This window comes from uncultured Reyranella sp. (assembly GCF_945957355.1).
Lineage (GTDB): Bacteria > Pseudomonadota > Alphaproteobacteria > Reyranellales > Reyranellaceae > Reyranella.
Genome location: NZ_CAMFKM010000002.1, coordinates 419,035 through 441,117 on the forward strand (window position 1 = coordinate 419,035; position 22,083 = coordinate 441,117).

19 protein-coding genes are annotated in these 22,083 nt (G+C 67.6%); 12 read left to right on the forward strand and 7 right to left on the reverse strand.

Annotation, left to right across the window (positions count from 1 at the left end):
• Positions 1 to 4: 4 nt before the first annotated feature.
• Complete coding sequence (locus Q0Q48_RS05090) at positions 5 to 1,225, reverse strand: MFS transporter (protein ID WP_295134955.1); 1,221 nt, start codon at positions 1,223 to 1,225, stop codon at positions 5 to 7.
• Positions 1,226 to 1,370: 145 nt separating this feature from the next.
• Here Q0Q48_RS05090 and phbB point away from each other — a divergent pair, with 145 nt between their 5' ends.
• The 11 genes from phbB (at position 1,371) to Q0Q48_RS05145 (ending at position 13,995) form a co-directional block, all read left to right on the forward strand.
• Positions 1,371 to 2,096 (forward strand): acetoacetyl-CoA reductase, encoded by a 726-nt coding sequence (gene phbB / locus Q0Q48_RS05095; protein ID WP_295134958.1) that lies wholly within the window; start codon positions 1,371 to 1,373, stop codon positions 2,094 to 2,096.
• A gap of 71 nt (positions 2,097 to 2,167) precedes the next feature.
• Complete coding sequence (locus tag Q0Q48_RS05100) at positions 2,168 to 2,566, forward strand: carboxymuconolactone decarboxylase family protein (protein ID WP_295134961.1); 399 nt, start codon at positions 2,168 to 2,170, stop codon at positions 2,564 to 2,566.
• Position 2,567: 1 nt separating this feature from the next.
• Positions 2,568 to 3,371, forward strand: coding sequence for a methyltransferase domain-containing protein (locus Q0Q48_RS05105; protein WP_295134964.1), 804 nt, complete (start codon positions 2,568 to 2,570; stop codon positions 3,369 to 3,371).
• Complete coding sequence (gene ggt, locus Q0Q48_RS05110; RefSeq protein ID WP_295134966.1) at positions 3,368 to 5,023, forward strand: gamma-glutamyltransferase; 1,656 nt, start codon at positions 3,368 to 3,370, stop codon at positions 5,021 to 5,023. The genes Q0Q48_RS05105 and ggt overlap by 4 nt, the downstream gene beginning before the upstream one ends.
• Positions 5,024 to 5,025: 2 nt before the next feature.
• Entirely contained in the window at positions 5,026 to 6,210 is a 1,185-nt protein-coding gene (locus Q0Q48_RS05115; RefSeq protein ID WP_295134969.1) for a class I SAM-dependent rRNA methyltransferase, read from the forward strand.
• Positions 6,211 to 6,233: 23 nt separating this feature from the next.
• A complete protein-coding gene (locus Q0Q48_RS05120; protein WP_295134972.1) occupies positions 6,234 to 7,433 on the forward strand; it encodes a patatin-like phospholipase family protein in 1,200 nt (399 codons plus the stop codon).
• Positions 7,434 to 7,491: 58 nt separating this feature from the next.
• Positions 7,492 to 7,674 carry a hypothetical protein gene (locus Q0Q48_RS05125; RefSeq protein ID WP_295134975.1) on the forward strand — a complete coding sequence of 61 codons (183 nt, stop codon included), beginning with the start codon at positions 7,492 to 7,494 and terminating at the stop codon, positions 7,672 to 7,674.
• Positions 7,671 to 9,065 (forward strand): amidase, encoded by a 1,395-nt coding sequence (locus tag Q0Q48_RS05130; protein WP_295134978.1) that lies wholly within the window; start codon positions 7,671 to 7,673, stop codon positions 9,063 to 9,065. Before Q0Q48_RS05125 ends, Q0Q48_RS05130 begins: the two co-directional genes overlap by 4 nt.
• Positions 9,066 to 9,146: 81 nt before the next feature.
• Positions 9,147 to 10,493: an LLM class flavin-dependent oxidoreductase gene (locus Q0Q48_RS05135; protein WP_295134981.1), complete on the forward strand. Its 1,347-nt coding sequence runs from the start codon at positions 9,147 to 9,149 to the stop codon at positions 10,491 to 10,493.
• Between the two features lie 37 nt (positions 10,494 to 10,530).
• Positions 10,531 to 13,098: a magnesium-translocating P-type ATPase gene (gene mgtA / locus Q0Q48_RS05140; protein WP_295134984.1), complete on the forward strand. Its 2,568-nt coding sequence runs from the start codon at positions 10,531 to 10,533 to the stop codon at positions 13,096 to 13,098.
• A 51-nt stretch (positions 13,099 to 13,149) separates the two neighbouring features.
• Positions 13,150 to 13,995 (forward strand): GNAT family N-acetyltransferase, encoded by an 846-nt coding sequence (locus Q0Q48_RS05145; RefSeq protein WP_295134986.1) that lies wholly within the window; start codon positions 13,150 to 13,152, stop codon positions 13,993 to 13,995.
• 47 nt (positions 13,996 to 14,042) lie between these two features.
• Here the strand turns inward: Q0Q48_RS05145 and Q0Q48_RS05150 are convergent, their stop codons facing one another.
• Positions 14,043 to 15,608, reverse strand: a complete 1,566-nt coding sequence (locus tag Q0Q48_RS05150) for an ABC transporter substrate-binding protein (protein WP_295134989.1) — start codon at positions 15,606 to 15,608, stop codon at positions 14,043 to 14,045.
• Between the two features lie 89 nt (positions 15,609 to 15,697).
• Between Q0Q48_RS05150 and Q0Q48_RS05155 the strand changes: the two genes are divergently transcribed.
• Positions 15,698 to 17,146, forward strand: coding sequence for an amidohydrolase family protein (locus Q0Q48_RS05155; RefSeq protein WP_295134991.1), 1,449 nt, complete (start codon positions 15,698 to 15,700; stop codon positions 17,144 to 17,146).
• A 52-nt stretch (positions 17,147 to 17,198) separates the two neighbouring features.
• Here Q0Q48_RS05155 and lon read toward each other — a convergent pair whose 3' ends face one another.
• From lon to Q0Q48_RS05180, 5 genes are all read right to left on the reverse strand, one after another.
• On the reverse strand, positions 17,199 to 19,580 hold the full coding sequence (lon, locus tag Q0Q48_RS05160; RefSeq protein ID WP_295135216.1) for an endopeptidase La: 2,382 nt from the start codon (positions 19,578 to 19,580) through the stop codon (positions 17,199 to 17,201).
• A 17-nt stretch (positions 19,581 to 19,597) separates the two neighbouring features.
• Positions 19,598 to 20,020 carry an Hsp20/alpha crystallin family protein gene (locus Q0Q48_RS05165; protein ID WP_295134994.1) on the reverse strand — a complete coding sequence of 141 codons (423 nt, stop codon included), beginning with the start codon at positions 20,018 to 20,020 and terminating at the stop codon, positions 19,598 to 19,600.
• 74 nt (positions 20,021 to 20,094) lie between these two features.
• Positions 20,095 to 20,970, reverse strand: coding sequence for a DMT family transporter (locus Q0Q48_RS05170; RefSeq protein WP_295134997.1), 876 nt, complete (start codon positions 20,968 to 20,970; stop codon positions 20,095 to 20,097).
• 91 nt (positions 20,971 to 21,061) lie between these two features.
• On the reverse strand, positions 21,062 to 21,364 hold the full coding sequence (locus tag Q0Q48_RS05175) for an antibiotic biosynthesis monooxygenase family protein (protein ID WP_295135000.1): 303 nt from the start codon (positions 21,362 to 21,364) through the stop codon (positions 21,062 to 21,064).
• A 285-nt stretch (positions 21,365 to 21,649) separates the two neighbouring features.
• Complete coding sequence (locus Q0Q48_RS05180) at positions 21,650 to 22,072, reverse strand: DUF4864 domain-containing protein (protein ID WP_295135003.1); 423 nt, start codon at positions 22,070 to 22,072, stop codon at positions 21,650 to 21,652.
• Between the last annotated feature and the right edge of the window lie 11 nt (positions 22,073 to 22,083).

The following is a 22,083-nucleotide window of genomic DNA, read 5'->3' on the forward strand; positions in this document are numbered from 1 at the left end:
CGGGTCAAGCCTGTGCGTCGCCCGCCGCGGGCTGCGGCAGGACGCGCATCCTGGCCAGCGGTGACAGAACGATGACGAGGGTGGAAAGCGCGAAGGCCACGGCAATCATCAGGAGCGCGGCGTGCAGGCCGGCCTGTGCCGCCACGAAGCCGCCGGCCAGGGCGCCCAGCGGACGGACGCCGTAGATCGCCGTCTGGACGGTGGCATTGACCCGGCCCATCAGGGGCGAGGGCGTCACCAGCTGGCGGACCGTGGTCTGGCAGATCGCCCACAGCATCGGGCCGAAGCCCACGAGGAAGTAGCCGGCGGCCGCGAGGATCAGGCCGCTGCCCGAAGGAGCCGCCAGGAACAGCATGGCAGCGATGATCGATACGGCCGGCCCGAAGATCAGGGTCACGAGTGGCGGCAGCCGCCGGGCGCTGACCGGCGCCACCAGCGCGCCCAGGATCAGCCCGGCGCCGTAGGTCGACTGGGCGAGACCCATATGCGCCGGGTCGAGGCCGAGCGGGCCCAGCGCCAGAGGCGCCCAGACGGCGAGCAGGGCGAAGAAGGCAAAGTTCCAGAAGATCGCGCAGAGGCTGATGCCGCGCAGCAGCTCGTTGCGGACGACGAAGACGGCGCCGATCCGGATGGCGTTGGCGAAGCCCGGGCGGCCGGTTTCGGAGGTCGGCGCCGCCCCCTTCGGCAGTGCCAGCACGCAGACCAGCGCCAGGGCCGCGCCGAGGGTGGCCAGCGCATAGCCCCAGGTCGGTGACAGGTGTTGCGCCAGCAAGCCGGCCACGAACGGCGCGGCAAGGCTTACGACGGCGCGCGCCAGCTCGAGGCGGGCATTGGCGCGGGGCAGGTCGCCCGCCGGCACCAGGCTCGGCAACAACGAGACCGACGTCAGGACATAGACGACCGTGCCCGAGGCGCCGGCGATGGCGGCAAGGCCCAGCAGGAACACCTGGCCGGTGGCCGCCGCCGCAACCGCGACGAGAGAGGCGGTGAGGCCGAGCGCCAGCGCGACGATCAGCATCCGCCGGCGCGGCAGGCGGTCGATCCAGGTGCCGGCGGGCAGGGAGACCAATAGCCAGGCCGCACTCTGTGCGGCGACGAGCAGGCCGAGCAGGTCGGGGCCGGCACCGAGGACGAGGGTAGCCGTCAGGGGCAGGGTGGCGAGCGCCATCTGGTCGGCGGCGTGGGTCCCGGCGGCGGCGCCGAGCAGGGCGGTGAAGGGCTTCATGACGTTGCTTCTAGAGGCGAGGCGCCGGCCCTCTCTATCCGGCGGCGTCGTTCAATTCGAACCGGGCCGCGACGGCAATCTGACGCTTGCCCGCGACGGGGGATAACCGGCTAGACTGCGGAGCGTCATCTCAAGGGAGGAAAAAATGGCCGGACGGGTAGCAGTCGTGACGGGCGGAACACGTGGCATCGGCGGTGCCATCTCCCGGATGCTGAAGGACAAGGGCTACAGGGTCGCCGCAACCTACGCAGGCAACGACGAGGCTGCGCAGAAGTTCAAGGCCGAGACCGGTATCGGTGTCTACAAGTTCGACGTCTGCGACTTCGATGCCTGCCAGAAGGCCGTCGCCGAGATCGAGAAGGATCTCGGACCGGTCGAGGTCCTGGTGAACAATGCGGGCATCACACGCGATTCCACGATGCGCCGTCTCACGCGCGACATGTGGGAGGCCGTCATCGACACCAACCTCGGCTCCTGCTTCAACATGAGCAAGGCGGTGTGGGACGGCATGAATGCGCGCGGCTTCGGTCGCATCGTCAACATCGGCTCGATCAACGGCCAGGGTGGCCAGTACGGGCAGGTGAACTACGCCGCCGCCAAGTCCGGCATCCACGGCTTCACCAAGGCGCTGGCCCAGGAAGGCGCGCCCAAGGGCATCACCGTGAATGCAATCGCGCCGGGTTACACCGACACCGACATGGTGTCGGCGGTGCCGGCCAACGTGCTGGAGAAGATCGTGGCCAAGATACCGGTCGGCCGCCTCGGCAAGGCCGAGGAAATCGGCCGCGGCGTGATGTTCCTGGTCGCCGACGACGCCGGCTTCATCACCGGCTCGACCCTGTCGATCAACGGCGGCCAGCATATGTACTGACCAATTGGCCTGAAAAAGCCAAGATGGGGCCGGCACACTGCCGGCCCTTTTCATTCCTGGAGCAATCACGCATGGCCAAGCTGACCGAGTACGAGGACATGAACCCGCGGGCCAAGGCGGTCGTCGAGGGAATCGCAAAAGCGCGCGGCAGCGATCCGGCGAAGATCAACAATGTCTGGAAGGCGCTGGCCCGCCATCCCGACACGATGGAACGCTTCGCCGCCGAGATGAAGGCGGTGATGGCGCCGGGTGCGCTCGACGGTCTCACGAAAGAGCTGATCTATCTCGCAGTCTCCGTCGCCAACCAGTGCGACTACTGCATCAACTCGCATGGCTACATGGCGCGCCAGAAGGGCATGACCGAGGAGATGTTCGGGGAGTTCATGGCGGTCGTGCTGGCCGCGCAGAAGGGCAACAAGATCGCGACGGCCTATCGCGTGCCGATCGACGAGGCGTTCGAGGAGAAGTGACGTGAGCGAGCAGAAGTCCACGGTGTGGGATGCCAACCTCTACCTGAAGTTCGCCGACCATCGCACGCGGCCCGCGCTCGACCTGATGGGCCGACTCGATCCGGCGAACGCCGCGCGTCCGGGGCATGCGATCTACGATCTCGGGTGCGGCGCGGGGAACATCTCGCGCATTCTTGCCGAGCGCTTCCCCGGGGCGCCGGTCATCGGCATCGATTCGTCGGAGGAGATGCTCGCCAAGGCGCGCAGCCAGACGAACGATACGCGCGTGACGTTCGAGAAGGGCGACCTCGCGCACTTCAAGCCCGGCCTGCCGCCCGGCATTCTCTACAGCAACGCGGCCTATCAGTGGCTCGACGGACACATCGACATGTTCCCGGGCCTCGTGAAGCTCCTGCCGCCGGGGGGACAGCTTGCGATCCAGATGCCGCGCAACCATGAAGCGCCCTCGCATGCGTCGATGCACACGGCAGCCCAGGCCGGTCCGTGGCGCGACAAGCTCACCAGGGTGCGCCCGATCGTGAAGGTCGAGGACCCGGAGCGTTACTACGACGTACTGAAGCCGCTCTGTTCGGACCTGGAAATCTGGGAGACGATCTACCAGCAGCCGCTCACCGGCAAGGATCCGGTCGCGCAATACACGTCGTCGACCGGCCTGCGGCCGTACCTCGAATTGCTGCAGGAGCCGGAGCGCACAGAGTTCTACGAGGCCTATGCCGCGCTGCTGCGCAAAGCCTATCCGACGCGTCCCGACGGCATCACGCTGTTTCCCTTCCGCCGTCTCTTCATCGTGGCGCGCCGCGCATGAAGTTAAGCCGCCTGCTGGGTATGGCGCTGCTGCTGGTCGCGACCTGCCGCGTGCCGCTGGCGCAGGCGGCGCCGCAGTCGATGGTGGCCGCGGCGCACCCGCTGGCGGTCGAGGCGGGGCTAGAGATGCTTCGACGCGGCGGCACCGCCCTCGATGCGGCGATCGCCGTCCAGATGGTGCTGGGTGTCGTCGAGCCGCAAGCCTCGGGCATTGGCGGCGGCGGCTTCCTGCTGCACTACGATGGCGCCAGCCACGCCATCACCGTCTATGACGGTCGCGAGACGGCGCCGGCCGGCGCGACGCCTGGCATGTTCCTCGCGCCCGACGGCAAGCCGCTGGGTTATCGCGAAGCCGTCGTTTCCGGACTCTCGGTCGGCGTTCCCGGTCTCCTGGCCATGCTGGAACTCGCCCACAAGGAAAAGGGCAAGCTTGCCTGGGCCGACCTGTTCAGTCCGGCGATCGCCGCGGCACGCGACGGCTTCCCGGTCTCGTCGCGCCTCGCCGCGTGGCTGCAAAGGATTCCCGCCCTGCGCGCGGAGCCGGCGATCCGCGAGACTTACTTCAATGCCGATGGCTCGCCCCGCAAGCTGAATGAGCGCATCGCCAATCCGGCGCTTGCCGAGACGATGGGCCTGATCGCCGCGCAGGGTGCGCGGGTGATGTACGAAGGCCCGATCGCGACGGAGATGGTCGAGCGCGTGCGAAGCCACCCCCGGCCCGGTACGCTCTCCGCCGCCGATCTCGCCGACTACAAGCCGGTCAAGCGCGAGCCCGTGTGCGGGCCCTATCGCGTCTGGGTCGTCTGCGGGATGCCGCCGCCCTCGTCGGGCGGCATCGCGATCCTGCAGGTGCTGGGCCTGATCCAGCCTTTCGACATCCAGCGCGATGCGCCCAACGATCTTCGCGCCGTCCATCTGATCGCCGAGGCGAGCCGGCTCGCCTTCGCCGACCGCGACCGCTACGTCGCCGATCCCGCCTTCGTGGACGTGCCGGTGGCCGGCCTTCTGTCGCCCGCCTATCTCGCGGAGCGCCGCAAGCTGATGTCGCCGGACCGCAGCATGGGACCGGTCGGTCCCGGCATCCCGCCGGGCTATGTCGAGCGCGGCACCAGTCATGTCAGCATCGTCGATCGCTGGGGCAATGCCGTCAGCTTCACCACCACCATAGAGGCGCCGTTCGGGTCGCACATGATGGTGCGCGGCTTCCTGCTGAATAACGAACTCACCGATTTCTCGCCGCGGCCTGAGCTCGACGGGAAGCCGGTGGCCAACCGGGTGCAGCCCGGCAAGCGGCCGCGCTCGTCAATGTCGCCGACCTTCGTGCTCGATCGCGACGGCAGGCTGGTGGCGGCGCTGGGGTCGGCTGGCGGCGCACGCATCATCGGCGACACGCTGCAGGCCCTGATCGGCTTGCTCGACTGGGACCTGTCGGCCCAGGCCGCAGTCGATTTGCCGCGGGTGATCAACCTGAACGGCGCGACCGAGCTGGAGGAGGGGACGCCGATTGCCGACCAGGCGGCCGCCTTGCGCGCGCTGGGCCATGAAGTACAAGTCCGCCGGCATGAAGGCGGCCTGACCGCCCTCCGCCGCAGTGGCGACGGGTGGGAGGGTGGCGCCGATCCGCGGCGCGATGGCGCTGCCCGAGGAGAATAGATTTGGCCCTGAAGAAGCTCCCCACCGTCATCCTGCGCGCCGGCGAGGATCGCCGCGTCCGCGCCGGCCATCCCTGGGCCTTCTCCAACGAGATCCTGATGGACGCCGACGCCAAGGCGATCCCGGTCGGCAGCCTGGCCACCCTGCGCGCCCCGGGCGGCGAGGCGCTGGCGCTGGTCACCTTCAATCCGCATTCGCTGATCGCGGCGCGCGTTCTCAGCACGAACCCTGAAGCGCAGGTCGATGCGCTGTTCATCGGTCGTCGCCTGACCCAGGCGGCGGCGCTGCGCGACCGGCTGGTCGGCGTACCCTATTACCGGCTGATCCATGCCGAGGCCGACGGCCTGCCGGGCGTGATCATCGACCGCTTCGGCGATGCCTTCGTGGTCCAGGTCAATACGGCCGGCATGGACGCGCTGACGCCGGTCCTGCTGGAGGCCCTGGAAGCCGAGTTCTCGCCGAAGACGATCGTTCTCAAGAACGATTCGCCGGTGCGCGAGCTCGAAGGGCTGAAGCGCGAGGTGGTCGTGGCCAAGGGAGAGGCCGGCAGCATTGAGCTGATCGAGAACGATGCGCGCTTCGTCGCCGATCTTTCGGAAGGCCAGAAGACCGGCTGGTTCTACGACCAGCGCGACAACCGGCGCTTCATGGCGGGCCTCGCAAAGGACGCGCGTGTCCTCGATGCCTATTGCTACAGCGGCGGCTTCGGCGTCCTGGCGGCGACGCGCGGGGCGAAGTCCGTCGTCTGCCTCGATCGTTCGCAGCCCGCCCTCAACGCGGCCCAGCAGGCGGCGGCGCTGAACGGGGTCGACAAGATCGTGTCCTTCCGCAAGAGCGAGGTGTTCGAGGCGCTGGAGAAGGAGAAGCCGCGCAGCTACGAGGTCGTGATCTGCGATCCCCCGGCCTTCGTGAAGAGCCGCAAGGACCTCAAGACCGGTGCTCAGGGCTATCGCAAGCTGGTGCGTCTGGCGGCACCGCTGGTCACCAAGGGTGGCTTCTTCTTCGTGGCCTCGTGCTCGCACCTCGTCGACCCGCCGCTGTTCGCCGAGCAGGTCCGGCGCGGCTTGCGCGATGCCGAGCGGACCGGCCGCATCCTGCTGAGCAGCGGCGCGGCGCTGGATCATCCGGTTCATCCGAACCTGCCTGAGACGGCCTATCTCAAGGCGATGGTGCTACAACTCGACTGATCGGAGACCTCGGGGGAGGGGACATGTCGGCAATTCGCTTTCTTCTTGTATTGGCCTTGGTGTGCGTGGTCGGAACGGGATGTTCCATTCCCGACCGCGGCGACGCGGTGCCGCGGACCCACACGGATCTGGCGCAGCCGCTCGGCATTCCCAACGCGCGCTTCTACGCCGATGGCGACGCCAGGCTGATGGTCGAGGAGGGCGTGCGGTCCGGCGAGCGTGAGGCAGCCGCCTTGCGTGCCGAGGGCAAGCCGCTGACGCGGATCCCGCCAGCCTATTTCCTCGCCGTGTCCGGCGGCGGAGACAATGGCGCGTTCGGGGCCGGGATCATGAATGGATGGACGGCCGTCGGCACGCGTCCGACCTTCAAGATGGTCACCGGCGTCAGCACCGGTGCGCTGATCGCGCCCTTTGCCTTCCTGGGCTCCGACTACGACGCGCAATTGCGCGAGGTCTACACGACCATGACGCCGGACAAGGTCTTCCGCATGCGCGGCCTGACGGCGGCCCTGTTCGACGACGCCATGGCGGATACCACGCCCCTCGCGCAGGTCATTGCCAAGTATGCCGACCAGAAGATGCTGGATGCGATTGCCGCCGAGTACAAGAAGGGGCGGCTGCTGATGATCGGCACCACCGACCTCGACGCCCAGCGGCCGGTGATCTGGAACATCGGCGCCATCGCCGCCAGCGGGCATCCGGGCTCGCTCGATCTCTTCCGCAAGATCCTGCGCGCGTCGGCCGCCATTCCCGGTGCCTTCCAGCCGGTGCTGATCGACGTCGAACTCGACGGCAAGAAGTACCAGGAGCTGCATGTCGACGGCGGCGCCATCGCCCAGCTTTTCCTCTATCCACCGTCGATCGACATTGCGAGCCTGAAGCGCGAACGGCACGCCTACATCATCCGCAATGCCCGCCTCGATCCGGATTATGCGATGGCCGAGCGCCGCACCATCACCATCGCCGGCCGCGCGATCGTGGCGATGCTGGCGGCCAGCGGCTTCAACGACGTGTTGCGGACCTACTTCGTCTCGCAGCGCGACAAGGTCGATTACAACCTTGCCTACATCGGCCGTGATTTCGAGGCGCCCAAGAAGGGCGAATTCGACCAAGCCTACATGAACGCTCTCTACGAATATGGCGTGCGGGAGATCGTGGAGGGCCGCGCCTGGCACAAGCACCCGCCGGGTCTCGCCTCGCCGGCCGCGGTTCCGACGCGTTAGTCTCTGCGGTGGCTGGCACGACTCGTGCCTGCATCCTTCGCAATGATGGAGAGGTGCCGTGGACAAGGACACGATTGAAATGCTGGCACGCCGCGCCGGCCTTGCCAGGGCGCTGGCCGATTTCCCGGAAGATGTGACGATTGCCGCGACGCAGGCGGCCGACGTGGCGCAGAAGATCAAGCGCCCGGCCGATCCGAGGGCCGAGCCGTGGCCGCCGATGAAGGCGGGGACGACGCTATGAGCGACCTGCACTGGATGACGGTCGGCGCGGCCGCCCGCGCCATCGCCGCGAAGGAGCTTTCGCCGGTCGATCTCACGAAGGCGCTGCTCGACCGCATCGAGCGGCTCGATCCCACGCTCAATGCCTTCATCCGGATCGACGGCGAGGCCGCGATGGCGGCCGCCCTGGCCGCCGAAACGGAGGCCCAGTCGGGCCGCCTGCGCGGGCCGCTGCACGGCGTGCCGGTCGGCATCAAGGACATCATCGACGTCGCAGGCCTTCCGACGACCTGTCATTCCAAGGTCCTGCAGGACAACATGGCGACCGCCGACGCGGTCTGCGTCGAGAAGCTGCGGGGCGCCGGGGCCATCGTGCTGGGCAAGCTCTCGACGCACGAGTTCGCCATCGGCGGGCCGAGCTTCGACCTGCCGTGGCCGCCGGCCCGCAATCCGTGGAACACCGATCATCATCCCGGCGGCTCCTCGTCCGGCTCCGGGTCGGGCGTGGCGGCCGGCCTGTTCCCGATGGCGCTGGGCACCGACACCGGCGGCAGCGTGCGCAACCCCGCGAGCTGCTGCGGTATCGTCGGCCTGAAGCCGACTTATGGGCTGGTCTCGCGCCGCGGCGTCTTTCCGCTCTCCTTCACGCTCGACCATGTCGGGCCGATGACGCGCACCGTCGCCGACAATGCACTCATGCTGGAAGCGATCGCCGGCCACGATCCGCTCGATCCCGGCAGCGCGGCGTCCGCGCAGGGTCACTACGGCGCCGCGCTCGACCGCGGCATACGCGGCCTTCGCGTCGGCTTCGTCCGTCATTTCCATGAGATCGACACGCCCGCCAATCCCGAGGTCACGGCGGCACTGGAGCATGTCGCGCGCAGCTTGCAGGTCGAGGGTGCCGAGGTGCGTACCATCACCTTGCCGTCGCTCAACGAGTTCGGCGCCGTGAACCGCGTGATCCTCCAGAGCGAGGCCTGGTCGATCCATGGACCATGGCTCAGCGAACGTCCCGGCGACTACGGGAAGCTCGGTCGTCAGCGCCTGATGGCCGGGGCCTTCATGAGCGCCGGCGACTACATGCTGGCGAGCCGCCGCCGCCTGCAGATGATCGCCGAGGTCGAGGCCGCCTTCCGCGAGGTCGACGTGCTGCTCTGCGCCAGCTCGATGGACCCGGCCTGCCGCATCGAGGATACGGCCGAGGTCGCACGTACCTATCCGCGCCAGGCCCGCACGCCGTTCAACGTCACCGGCCATCCGGCGCTCGCCATGATGGCCGGCCTCTCGGTCGGCGGCATGCCGGTCTCGGTCCAGTTCGTCGGCCGTTACTTCGACGAAGCGACGGTTTTCCAGGTGGCGCGCGCCTGGGAACGCGTGGCGGGGACGGACAAAAAGCATCCGCCGATCGTCTGATTGGGGAAATAATTCGTTGAATTAGTTCTTGTCGTCCGAGCGGGCCTTGCCGGTCCGCTCGGCGGGCGCAACATACCGCCCATGACCCAGAAGAAGCTTCGCCTCGGCGCCTTCATGCGCCCTGTCAGCATCCACACTGCCGCGTGGCGCTATCCCGGCGGCACGCCGGACGCCAACTTCAATCTCAAGGCGCTGGTGAAGTACGCGCAGACGCTGGAGCGCGGCAAGTTCGACGCCTTCTTCATGGCCGATCACCTGGCCGTCCTGAACATGCCGATGGACGCACTGAAGCGCAGCGCCACGGTGACCTCGTTCGATCCGCTGACCCTGCTGCCCGCGCTGGCGATGGCCACCAAGCATCTCGGCCTGATCGCCACCGCGTCGAGCACCTTCGAGCCGGCCTACACGATCGCCCGCCGCTTCGCCTCGCTCGACCATATCAGCGAGGGCCGCGCCGGCTGGAACCTGGTGACGACGTCCAATCCCGACGCGGCGCTGAACTTCGGCCTGGACGACCAGATGCCCCATGCCGAGCGCTATGCGCGCGCGCGCGAGTTCTTCGACGTGGTGATCGGTCTTTGGGACTCGTGGGCCGACGATGCCTTCATCCGCGATGTCGAGAGCGGCGTCTATTTCGATCCGTCGCGCCTGCATGTGCTCGATCACAAGGGCAAGTACCTGAAGGTGCGCGGGCCGCTGAACATCGCCCGCCCGGTCCAGGGCTGGCCCGTCATCGTGCAGGCCGGCGCCTCCGATGCCGGACGCCAGCTTGCGGCCGAGACGGCCGAGATGGTGTTCGCCGCCGGCGGCCCGATCGACGGCGCACGTGCCTTCTATGCCGACGTGAAGGGCCGCGCCGCGAAGATCGGCCGCAATCCCGACCACATCAAGATCCTGCCCGGCGCCTTCGTGGTGGTGGGCGACTCCCTCGACGAGGCGAAGGAGAAGCGGGCACGGCTCGACAGTCTCGTGAACTACGACAGCTCGATCGCCGCCGTCTCGATGGCGCTGGGCGTCGATGCCCGCCAGTTCGATCCCGACAAGCCGCTGCCCGACGACATTCCCGAGACCGAGGCGAGCAAGAGCGGTCGCGAGCGGGTGATCGAACTCGGCAAGCGCGAGAACCTGACCGTGCGCCAGATCGCCGGTCGCCTCGGCGGTTATGGCGGGCTCGGCATGCTGGGCACACCGGCGATGATCGCTGACCAGATGGAGGAGTGGCTCGTGACCGAAGCCTGCGACGGCTTCAACGTCATGTTCCCCTACCTGCCGGGCGGGCTGGACGACTTCGTCGACAAGGTCGTGCCCGAGCTGCAGCGCCGCGGTCTCTTCCGCACCGAGTATGAAGGCACGACCTTGCGCGAGAATCTCGGCCTGCCGCGGCCGGAGAACCAGTTCTTCCCGGCCCATCGCGAGGCGGCGGAATAGCTCCCGGCGAGAGCAGGCGGGGCTATAATGTCCCCGCATGGGCGCCCCGAACCACGTTCCGTTCTGGACCCGCAGCAAGGAGGAGGCGGCGGCCGAATTGGGTTGTGGTCCGGACGGACTCACCTCGGCCGAGGCATCGGCACGGCTCGCCCGCCACGGACCGAACTCTGATGTGCCACCGCGGCGTGCGAACGCCGCGGTCGCCATCTTCCGGCGCCTGCTCGAGCCGCTGTCGCTGATCCTGCTGGCGGCCGGCATCGTGTCGGCCGGAACCGGCGACGGTATCGGCGGCGCCATCATCGTCACCATTCTGGCGCTGTCGATCGGCCTCGATACCTTCCAGGAAGGCCGGGCGCTCCGGGCGGCCGAAGAGCTGCGGCGGTCGGTGGCGCTGAAGGCCGAGGCGAAGCGCGACGGCGCCTTCGTGCGTGTGGAGGTCGAAACTCTGGTACCAGGCGATCTCGTGCGGGTGCGCGCGGGCGATATCATTCCGGCCGACGCGCTAGTGCTGGAGGCGGCTGCCTTCACCGTCGGCGAGGCAGCCCTGACGGGCGAGCCCTATCCCGTCGAGAAGCGCCCGGGCAGGGTGACGGCCCGCAATGCCGGAGAAGCCTCCAATGCATTGTTTCGGGGCGCCGTCGCCCAGACCGGCGAGGCCCTCGCACTGGTCGTCGGCACGGGTCGCTCGACCCTGTTCGGCGCCGCCGCTTCGGCACTGGCCGAGGCGCAGGCGCCATCGCCGTTCCAGCGCGACCTGCACACGTTCGGCCTGCTCACGGCGCGACTCACCATCGCCCTCGTTCTGGTGGTGCTGGCCACGCATGTGCTGTTCGGCCGGCCGGTGCTGGAATCGCTGATGTTCTCCGTGGCACTGGCCGTCGGCCTGACGCCGGAACTCCTGCCCATGATCACCACCGTCACCCTGTCGCGCGGGGCGCTGCGCATGGCGGCGCGCAAGGTGATCGTGAAGCGGTTGGCCTCGATCCACGATCTCGGCGCCATGACGGTCCTGTGCACCGACAAGACCGGGACGCTCACGTCGGCGGAGATCACCCTGGCGCAGAGCCTCGATGCCGAAGGCGCCGCTGACGACCGCGCGGCGCGTCTCGGCGCGATCTCCGCCGCGCTCGGCGGCGATCGCGGGGCGCTCGACGCCGCCCTGGTGGCCGGCTCGCCGGGGGCTGCCGAGGGCTGGAGCCTGCTCGCGCGCCATGCCTTCGACTTCAATCGACGCGTGGGCTCCGTGCTGGCCGAGGGGCCGGACGAGAAGCTGCTGATCGCCAAGGGCGCGCCGGAAGCGCTCATCCCGCTCTGCACGTCGATGCGGACGGCGGCGGGGCTGGTCGCCATGGATGCGGCCGGTCATCTCGCCGCCCAGGCGCGCGTGCGGGCGCTGGCGGAGCAGGGGCTGCGGGCGGTGGCCGTCGCCTCGCGTCCCTGGTCCGGTACCTCGCATGAGCTGGAGGCGAGCGATGAAACCCGCCTTACGTTCGAGGGGATCTGCGCCTTCGCGGATCCGCCCAAGGCCACCTGCACTGCGGCCATCGCACGGCTGGCGGCGGCCGGCATCCGGGTCAAGATCCTGTCGGGCGACGATCCGGTCGTGGTGAAGCGGCTGGCCGGCCTGGTCGGGCTCAATCCGGAGATGGTTCTGTCGGGATCGGACATCGACGAGCTCAGCGACGATGCGCTGGCGGTCCAGGTCCAGACGGTCGATGCCTATGGACGGCTCGCCCCCGACCAGAAATCGCGGCTGATCAAGGCGCTCCAGTCGCGAGGCGATGTCGTGGGTTTCCTGGGCGACGGCATCAACGATGCGCCGGCCCTCAAGGTCGCCGACATCGGCCTGTCGGTCGACGGCGCCACCGGGGTGGCCCAGGCCGCTGCCGACATGATCCTGCTGGCACCCGATCTCGAAGTGGTGGCCGACGGCGTCGAGGAGGGCCGGCGCACCTTCGCCAACATCCTGAAGTACGTGCGCATGGGAGCCAGCTCGAACTTCGGCAACATGCTGTCCATGGCGGTCGCGTCGCTGTTCCTGCCCTTCCTCCCCATGCTGCCGACGCAGATCCTGCTCAACAATCTGCTCTACGATTTCTCCGAGATCGGCATTCCCTTCGACACCGTGCGCCCCGAGGCGGTGGCGTCGCCCCAGGTCTGGAACATGCGCGGTCTGATGGTGTTCGCGGGTATCATGGGGCCGCTATCGTCCGCCTTCGACCTGCTGACCTTTGCCGGCCTGTTGCTGGTCTTTCACGCCGTGCCCGAGGAGTTCCGCACCGTGTGGTTCCTGGAGTCCATGGCGACCCAGATCCTGGTGATCTTCATCATCCGCACCAACGGCCGCCCGTGGCGCAACTGGCCGCATCCCGCCCTGACCCTGTCGTCGCTCGCCGCGCTGCTGGTGGCGATGGTCCTGCCCTTCACGCAGGCCGACGCCTGGTTCGGCTTCCAGGCGCCGCCGCCTGCCGTCACCGCCAGCGTCGCCGCTCTGGTCGTGGCCTATCTGGTGTGCGCCGAACTCCTGAAGCAGTTCGCGATCGCGCCGGCGATCCGGCGGCGGGCCGACGGACTTCGTGTGGGGGCTGGGCTTAACGCACCTTGACCATCCGCCGAATATCCGCAGATTTCCGGGCAGGAGTGAGGGGGAGGCGTCATGCCGGTCTTCGATATCAACGTCGGCAGCGCCGACGACGTTCAGCGCATGGCTTCCTGGGCCAATGACGAAGGCTGGAATCCGGGCAACACCGATGCCCACGCCTTCTTTGCCACGGACCCCGGCGCCTTCCTGATCGGCCGACTCGACGGCGAGCCCCTGACCTGCATCTCCGTGGTCAGATACGGCCCGGGCTTCGGCTTCCTGGGCTTCTACATCGCCCGGCCGGCGGTGCGCGGAAAGGGCTATGGCATCCGGGTCTGGCAGGCCGGCATGGCGCGACTCACGGGCCGCAATGTCGGGCTCGACGGTGTCGTCGCGCAGCAGGGCAATTATCGGAAATCGGGTTTCCGGCTGGCCTGGAACAATATCCGCCATGAAGGCGCGCCACCGTCCGGCAAGCCGCCGGCGGGTGTCGCCCTGGTCGATGCCCGCAGCGTCGGCTTCGACCGGCTCGCCGCCTACGATCGCCGATTCTTTCCCGAGGCGCGGGACTCATTCCTCGCTTCGTGGATCTCGCTGCCGGAGCGCGCGGCCCTGGTCGCCCTGCGCGACGGCGAGATCGCGGGCTTTGCCGTGATGCGCGCCTGCGCCGCGGCGTCGCGCGTCGGGCCGCTCTACGCCGCGACGCCGGAGATCGCTTCAGCGCTGGTGGGTGCGCTTGCCACGACGCTCGGTGCGACGGCCGTTGCGATCGACGTACCTGATCGCAACAAGCCGGCCGTGAAGCTTGCCCAACAGATCGGCCTCAAACCCTCGTTCGAGACCGCGCGCATGTATACGGGTGCCGACCCTGACGTCGACTATGCCGGCCTGTTCGGCATCACCAGCCTCGAACTCGGCTGACGATTCAGCTTTCCTCCCCCGTGAGGCGGGGGAGGTGAAAGAGTTGCCTACTGCGCTTTCTTGATGTTCCAGAAGACCGGGGCCGGCGAGGACAGGCTGCCGGTGATGGTCTTGCGGAACGCCATCGGGACGTTGAACTGGCCGAGCTGGGCGAAGGTCGGATATTCCGACTCGCGCACCTGCACCGCGGTCGCCAGTTCCTTGCGCTTGGCGGGATCGGTCGTCTTGGCGAAGGCGTCGCGCAGTTCCTCGATTTTGGTGTCGCACGGCCAGCCGATCGCGGCCTTCTCGCAGGCAGCGCCGACGAAGGCCGAGACGATGGGATTGAGCAGGTCGGCCGATACCCAGGAAGTCATGAACGCGCTCCAGCCGCCTGCGTTCAGGGGCTCCTTGCGGGCGCGGCGCGACAGCACCGTCTGCCAATCCATCGCCTGCATGTCGACAACGAAGCCACCGCGTTCCAGCAGCGATTTCGCGATCGGCGTCAGGCGGCCGGTGTTGGTGTCGGTCGCGAACAGCAGCACGACGGGCGTGCCGTCATAGCCTTCCTGCTTGAGGATCTCCTTCGATTTCGCGAAATTGGATTCGAGCTTGTCCTCGAAGCCCGCGTCGGTGGCATAGGGCGTGCCGCAGATGAAGAGCGCCTTGCACTCCTTGAAGTATTTCGGGTCGTTGATGGCGGCCAGGAGGAAATCCTTCTGGTTCAGTGCGTAGAGCGCGGCCTGGCGGATCCTGGCGTTGTCGAACGGCTTGTGCAGCACGTTGAATCGCAGGCTGTACTGGCTGCCCAGCGGATTGAGGTCCTTGACCTCGATATTCTTGTCCTTCTCCAGCAGCGGCAACATCTCGATCAGCGGTTGTTCGAGGATGTCGATCTCGCCGGTTTGCAGCGCATTCGCAGCGGTCTGCGGGTCGGTGATATTGATCCACTCGACCCGGTCGACATAGACGTTCTTGCCGCCTGACAGGGCCGAGGGCGGCTCGGCGCGCGGCTTGTAGTCCTTGAACTTGTCGTAGACCGTCTTCTCGCCCGGCCGCCACAGGTCCTTGCGGAATACGAATGGGCCGGAGCCGGTGAAGTCGGTGATCTGCGTGTTGCCCGGTGTCTCGGCGACCCTCTTGGGCATGATGAACGGTACGTTGGAACTCGGCTTGCCGAGCGATTCGATCACCAGACCGTAGGGTTCCTTGAGCGTGAGGGTGAAGGTCTTGTCGTCGACGACGGCGAGATCCTTGGTGAAGCTCATGAGCTTCTGGCCCATTGCGTCGCGCGACGCCCAGCGCTTGATCGAGGCGATGCAGTCTTCCGCCTTCACCGGCGCGCCATCGTGGAACTTCAAGCCGTCACGCAGGGTGAAGGTGTAGGTGAGCTTGTCGTCGCTGACCTTCCAGCCCTCGAGCATCTGCGGCTTGACGTCGAGCTTGTCGTCGACCGCCAGCAGCGTGTCGTAGACCATGTAGCCGTAGTTGCGGACGATGTAGGCGGTGGTCCAGATCGGGTCGACGATCTTCACATCCGAATGCATCACGACCTTCAGGGTCTGAGCCTCGGCCGTGGCCGAGAACAGTGCCGTCGTCGCCGCGGCAAGAGCCGCCCATTTCATCTTCCGCATCGCCTGCCTCCTTGTTCTCTCGTTTTCCCGATTCTATCGTCCCGTTGCGGTGCCTATGCAACAGGCATGCCTTTGCGGGAGCAGAACTCATGTCGATGCGGCCCAATTCGATTCGGAACGTCTCCTGGGCCGTGGTCCGGGACGGTGCCGAGAAGCGCCACGTCTACCGGCGCGAGGTCGACCTGCATCTGAAGGACGGCCGCATCGTCGAGATCACGCCGGCCGGCGCGCGACCGGCGGGACCGGGTGAGACGGTGATCGACGGGCGGGGGATGCTGGCGTTGCCCGGCCTGATCAACATCCACTCCCATCCCTCGACCGAGCCCGGCTATCGCGGTGTCCGCGAGGATCACGGCGTGCCGGAACAGCAGATGACCGGCCTGATGGAGCGGCTGCAGGCCTTTCGGCTCGGCGACGATGGCCGCCAGGGCGCGGCGACGATGGCCTATTCCGAGATGCTGCGCGCCGGCACCACGACCGCGTGCGACGTCACCATGCCGTTCGACGGCTGGCTGGAGACGATGGCGCTGAGCGGCATGCGTTTCTTCGCGGCGCCGACCTTCGCCTCGGCGCGCTGGGGCATGGCCTCACCGCAGACCGTGACCTGGAAATGGGACGAGGCGGCGGGCCTCGCCCAGTTCGAGAAGGCCAAGCGCGTGATGGACGAAGCCGAGTCGCACAATTCGGGGCGTCTCGACGCCGTGGTCTTTCCGGCGCAGATCGACACGGTGACGCCGGAACTGTTTGCCGCGGGGCGCAAGCATGCGGATGAAACGGGCCGCCGCTTCTCGACCCATATCGGCCAGTCGGTGGTCGAGGTCCGCGAGATGATCCGCCGCCACAACAGGACGCCCATCCAGTGGGCCGCGGAGCAGGGCCTGATGAAGGCCGACACGATCATGGCGCACTGCATCCTGCTGGACGACCACCCGCAAGTTAACTGGCACACCCGCAAGGATCTCGACCTGATCGCCGAGGCCGGTGCGTCGGTGGCGCACTGCCCACAGCCCTTTGCACGCTACGGCCTCGCCATGGACCATGTCGGCCGCTATCGCGCGCGCGGCGTCAATGTCGGCCTCGGCACCGACTGCGCGCCGCACAATCTGATCGAGGAGATGCGGCTGGCCATCGTCGCCGGCCGCCTGATGAGCGAGGACATCCGCAGCCTCGACACGGCCGGGGCCTTCGAGGCCGCGACCTTCGGTGGCGCGGCCGCGCTCGGCCGCGACGATATCGGCGCGCTGGCGCCGGGCATGATGGCCGACATCGTGCTGGTCGACCTCGAGCATCCGCTGATGCAGCCGGCCCGCGACCCGCTGCGCTCCTTCGTGTTCCACGCCGCCGACCGCGCGGTGCGCATCGTACTGGTCGACGGCGAAGTCGTGCTGAAGGACGGCGATCCCGTCCATCTCGACCCGAAGGCCGCCATGGAACGTCTCGCCGAGGCTCAGGCCCGGATGCTGCGTGATTCGGTCAAGCTCGACTACGCCCACCGTCCCGGCGACGAGATCGCGCCGCTGTCGCTGCCGATTGCTTGATTCTCTATCGAGCTCCTCTCCCCCGATAGGGGGAGAGGAACATGAAGAAGGTCTACCCCTCGTTGCTGTCGTCCGGTGCGTCGGGCGTCAGCGCTTGCGCCACCGCGTCGTCGACCTTCTCGAGCCAGATGAACTCGAGCGTGTTGCGGACTTCCTCGGGGATGTCGTCGTAGTCGCGCTTGTTGCGCGCGGGCAGCATCACGCGGGTGATGCCCGCGGCCGCGGCGGCCACGACTTTCTCCTTGATGCCGCCGACCGGCAGGACGAGGCCGCGCAGGCTGATCTCGCCCGTCATGGCGGTATCGCTGCGGATGGTGCGGCCGGTCATCAGCGACGCCAGCGCCATGAACATCGCCACGCCGGCGCTCGGCCCGTCCTTGGGCGTCGCGCCGGCCGGCACGTGGACATGGATGTCGTTCTTCTCGAACAGGGCGGCGTCGATGCCGATCGACTTCGCCTTGTTCTTGATGACGCTCAATGCCGCCTGCGCGCTCTCCTTCATCACGTCGCCGAGCTGGCCGGTGAGGATCAGCCGTCCGTTGCCGGGCGAACGCGTCGCCTCGATGAACAGGATGTCGCCGCCCACCGGCGTCCAGGCGAGGCCGGTGGCCACGCCGGGCACGCTGGTGCGCATCGCCACGTCGTTCTCGAAGCGGACGGGCCCCAGCAGCTCCTCGACGTCGGCCTTGCCGATCTGCACCTTGGTCGCCGAGCCTTCGGCCACCTGCACCGCGACGTGGCGCAGGGCGCGGCCGATTTCGCGTTCGAGCCAGCGGACACCGGCCTCGCGCGTGTAGCCGTCGATGATCAGGCGCAGCGCCTCGTCGTCGATGCCGGCCTGCTCGGCGGTGAGGCCGTTGGCTTCGAGCTGGCGGCGCACGAGATAGCGCCTGGCGATCTGCAGCTTCTCGCCGGCCGTGTAGCCGCTGAGCTGGATGATCTCCATGCGGTCGCGCAGCGGGCCGGGAATCGTGTCCAGCATGTTGGCGGTCGCGATGAAGACGACGCGGCTCAGGTCGAACGGCACGTCGAGGTAGTTGTCGCGGAACGTGCCATTCTGTTCGGGGTCGAGCACTTCCAGCATCGCCGCCGACGGATCGCCGTGCACGCCGCTGCCCATCTTGTCGATCTCGTCGAGCATCATCACGCAGTCGCGCGAACCCGCCTTGCGGATCGCCTGGATGATCGTGCCCGGCAGCGCGCCGATATAGGTGCGCCGATGGCCGCGGATCTCGGCCTCGTCATGGACGCCGCCCAGGCTCACGCGCGCGAATTTGCGGCCCATCGCCCGGGCGATCGACTGGCCGAGCGACGTCTTGCCGACGCCCGGCGGTCCGGCGAAGCACAAAATCGGCGCCTTGCCTTCGGGCGCCAGCTTGCGCACGGCGAGATACTCGACGATGCGCTTCTTGATCTTCTCCAGGCCGAAATGATCGGCGTCGAGCACCTTGCGCGCCTCGGCGATGTCGATCGGCTGCGTCTCGGGCAGCGCCCAGGGCAGCTCGACCAGCGTGTCGAGATAGGTGCGGATCATGCCGTGCTCGGCCGAGGCCTCGGGCGTGCGCTGCAGTCGGCGCAGTTCCTTGCGGGCGGCGGTCTCGGCCTCCGGCGGCATCTTCGCCTCGGTGATCGCCTTGTCGAGATCGGCGATCGCCTGCTTGTTCGAATCGTCCTCGCCCAGCTCGCGCTGGATGGCGGCCATCTGCTCGCGCAGAACCATCTCGCGCTGGCGGGCGTCGAGCGAGCTCTTGGTCTGCTTGCCGATCTCGCTGCTGATGCGCAACACTTCGAGCCGCTTGGACAGGAGCTGGGTCACCTTGTCGAGGCGCGGCACGAGGTCGAGCGCCTCCAGGATCTCCTGCTTCTCCTCCGGCTTGGAATCGAGATAGGAGGCGGCGAGGTCGGCCAGTGCGCCCGCGGAGGTCGTGCTCTCGACCGTCTGCCGCAGTTCCTGCGGGACCTGTGGCAGCAGTTCCAGCGTGTCGCGGATCTGCTGCTTCAGAACGAGGAAGCGCGCCTCGATCTCCGGTCCGCTGCCGGTCGGCTCGGCCAGGTGCAGGCCGCGCGCCAGCAGGAACGGGTATCCCTCGACGACCTCGGTGATGCGGAAGCGCTGCACGCCCTGGCAGACGATGTGATGGTTGCCGTCGGGCGTCGTGACGTAGCGCAGGATGTTGACGACCGTGCCGACCGCGTGGAGGTCGGCGGGCGCCAGCTCTTCCTTCGCGGGGTCGCGCTGCAGCACCAGCAGAATCTGGCGCTGTTCGCGCACGGCCTGCTGGATGGCGGCGACCGACGAGGGGCGGCCGACGCTCACCGGGAATACCATCTCGGGAAACAGCACGAGGTCGCGCACCGGCACGACGATCAGCGCGTCGGACGGCAGGGGCTTCGCTTCCGGCGTGGTGGCGGGCTTCGCGGTCACGGGCTGCATCACTTCATCCTGCGGGCTCATGGCTGCCTCCGTGCGCCGGCCTTGGCCAGGGTCACGACGAGGCAACCGTTCGCCTCGAAGCGTCGCACCTCGCCGTACACGCCGGGCGGAAGCGCCACCTGGCGCTCGAAGCGGCCCTGCGGCAGCTCCATGCGATGGATCCTGGCGGTCCTGAGTTCGGCCGGCACCGTGCGCTCGCCAGACAGGACGAGCGTGCCGTTCTCGATCACGGCCTCGACCTTCTGCACGTCGACGCCGGGTAGCGCCGCCAGGATCAGGACTTCGCGCTCTGTCTCGAGCACGTCGACCGGCGGCTCCCAGCTGGGACGCAGGCGGCCCGCGGTCTGCGGCCGGAAAACCTGCTGATGCAGTCGCTCGGCCTGCGCCAGCATCTGCAGCGCTTCCGACCACATCCAGTCTCGTGGATCGCCTCTCTTCATGAGCCCGGGCCTCCAATACCCGCACCAATGTGGGAATTGCGGCAGCCGGAGGCAACTACCGTTGTCCGCTGCCGCTATCGTCCGGGCACGAGGGCGAGCCAGAGAGAGATCGCCGTCGAGCCGATCGCGATCGCCTGCAGGGTGGAGAGCGGCTCCTGCAGGATCACGATGCCGCTCACGATCGCCACGATCGGGATGGCGATGGAGGAGATCGCGGCGACCTGCGCTGGCAGCAGCTTCACGAGAGTGAACCAGATGCTGGTGCCGATCGCCATCGGGATGGCGCCGGTATAGATCGTGGCGACGAGCACCTTTGCCGACGGAAGGTGCGCCGGCAACCCGTCGAAGATCAGCGCGCCCAAGGCAATCGGCGGCAGCATCAGCACGAGTTGCCAGAAGGTGAGCGACAGGCCCATGCCGGGCCAGCTCGTGCGTTTCACGACCAGGGTGCCGACGGCCCAGCAGAAGCCCGCCAGCAAGCCCCAGAACAGGCCGGCCGGGGCGGTCGCGTAGCTCTGGAAGTTGGGAATCATCAACGCGGCGACCGCGGCGGCCCCGATCAGGATGGCCGCGAGCAGCCGGCCCGTCAGCTTCTGGCCGAACACCGCGAAGCCCAGCACCGCGACCCAGAGCGGCATGGTGTAGGCCAGCACCGAGGCGTGGCCCGAGGGGACGTAGAGGACGGCGAGCGATGTCGCGATGTTCCAGATGCCGATGTTCATCGTCGAGGCCAGCAGGAGCACCGGCCACTTGTCTCGCGGCACGGCGAAGGTCTCGCGCCGCGCCAGCAGGATGGCTGCCAGGACGGTGACACCCGACAACAGGACGAGGGTGCGAAAGGTGAAGACCGGCAGCTCGGCGAGCGCGATCCGGAACAGCGGCCAGTTCGTGCCCCACATGAGGGTCAGGGTGCCGAGCAGCGCCAGCACCTTGGGCGAAACGCGAGACATGGATGTTGCGGTCGAGATGGCGGGCTAGGGTGAGTACTCATTACGCCGCGGACCAGCAGCGGGATTCTGGATTCACGCGCGGGCGCGCGCCTTACCTGTCAATGGGCGAGAATGTGCGCACGACCTCATACATGCCCGGCTCAAATTTCGCGATCGTGAGCGCCTCTTCGAGAAAGGGTCGCGGTCCAGGATCCTGACGCATGGACTCATAATCTTCCGCGCTGCGCCACTGTGCATACATCGTCACCTTCGTGCCGTCGAGGCTCCGATGAAGGGTCGAAGAAACAAAGCCAGGTGCCCGGCTGACGAATTCGTCGGTCGCGCGCGCAAGCAAATCGAGGAGCCGGTACTGGTTGGCTGGATCTACCGTGAAGACATTTATTAGGCTGATCATACGGTCGGTCCTCTCTCTTGTTGCCTGATGCCTCGCCCGAAGCTGCGCGCGCGTTGACCCTCTTTCATGTTCCTCGCCCCCGCTAGGGGGAGAGGCCAGGAGAGGGGGGCGACGCACGGAATGACCCTGAGCAGCCCGATAGATGCCTGACAGAATAGTCTGGATACTTCCCTGACACCGTTGGGCAATTGATCAGTCTGTTTGCTCGCTTTGGGCCGGGGCGGCCGCCCCGGCCCAAAGCGAGAGTGGCCTACCGGTCCCAATTGCGGGCGAGACTGCGGACGATCAGGCCTGAGGGTCTTCGGGCGCCTGCAGGTAGCAGCCCTCGATGCGCCAGCTGCCGTCGGGCTGCTGGGCCATCGGATAGAGGGCGGTGACCGGCCGGCCGTCGGGGCCGATCACATGGACCTTCTGCGTCACCATCCCCTGCAGGGTGACGATCTCGCGGAACTCGAAGACGCGCGGCCGATAGACCGGCTGGTAGCCTTGCCGCACCATGTCCATGAAGGTCTCGGCCGTGCCGAACATGCCCTGGATGTTCGGCGAGGCGTACCCGAAGGCAGCGGCACCGTCGTCGCGGCGGAAGGCCTCGACCTGACGCTCGATGACCTCGCGAATGGCGGTCTGGTCCGACGTCGACACCTGCGCCTGTGCCGGCAATACCAGGGCGAGCATCACGCCGAAAAGGATGAAGAAGCGAAGGACCATAGGCGCAAGTC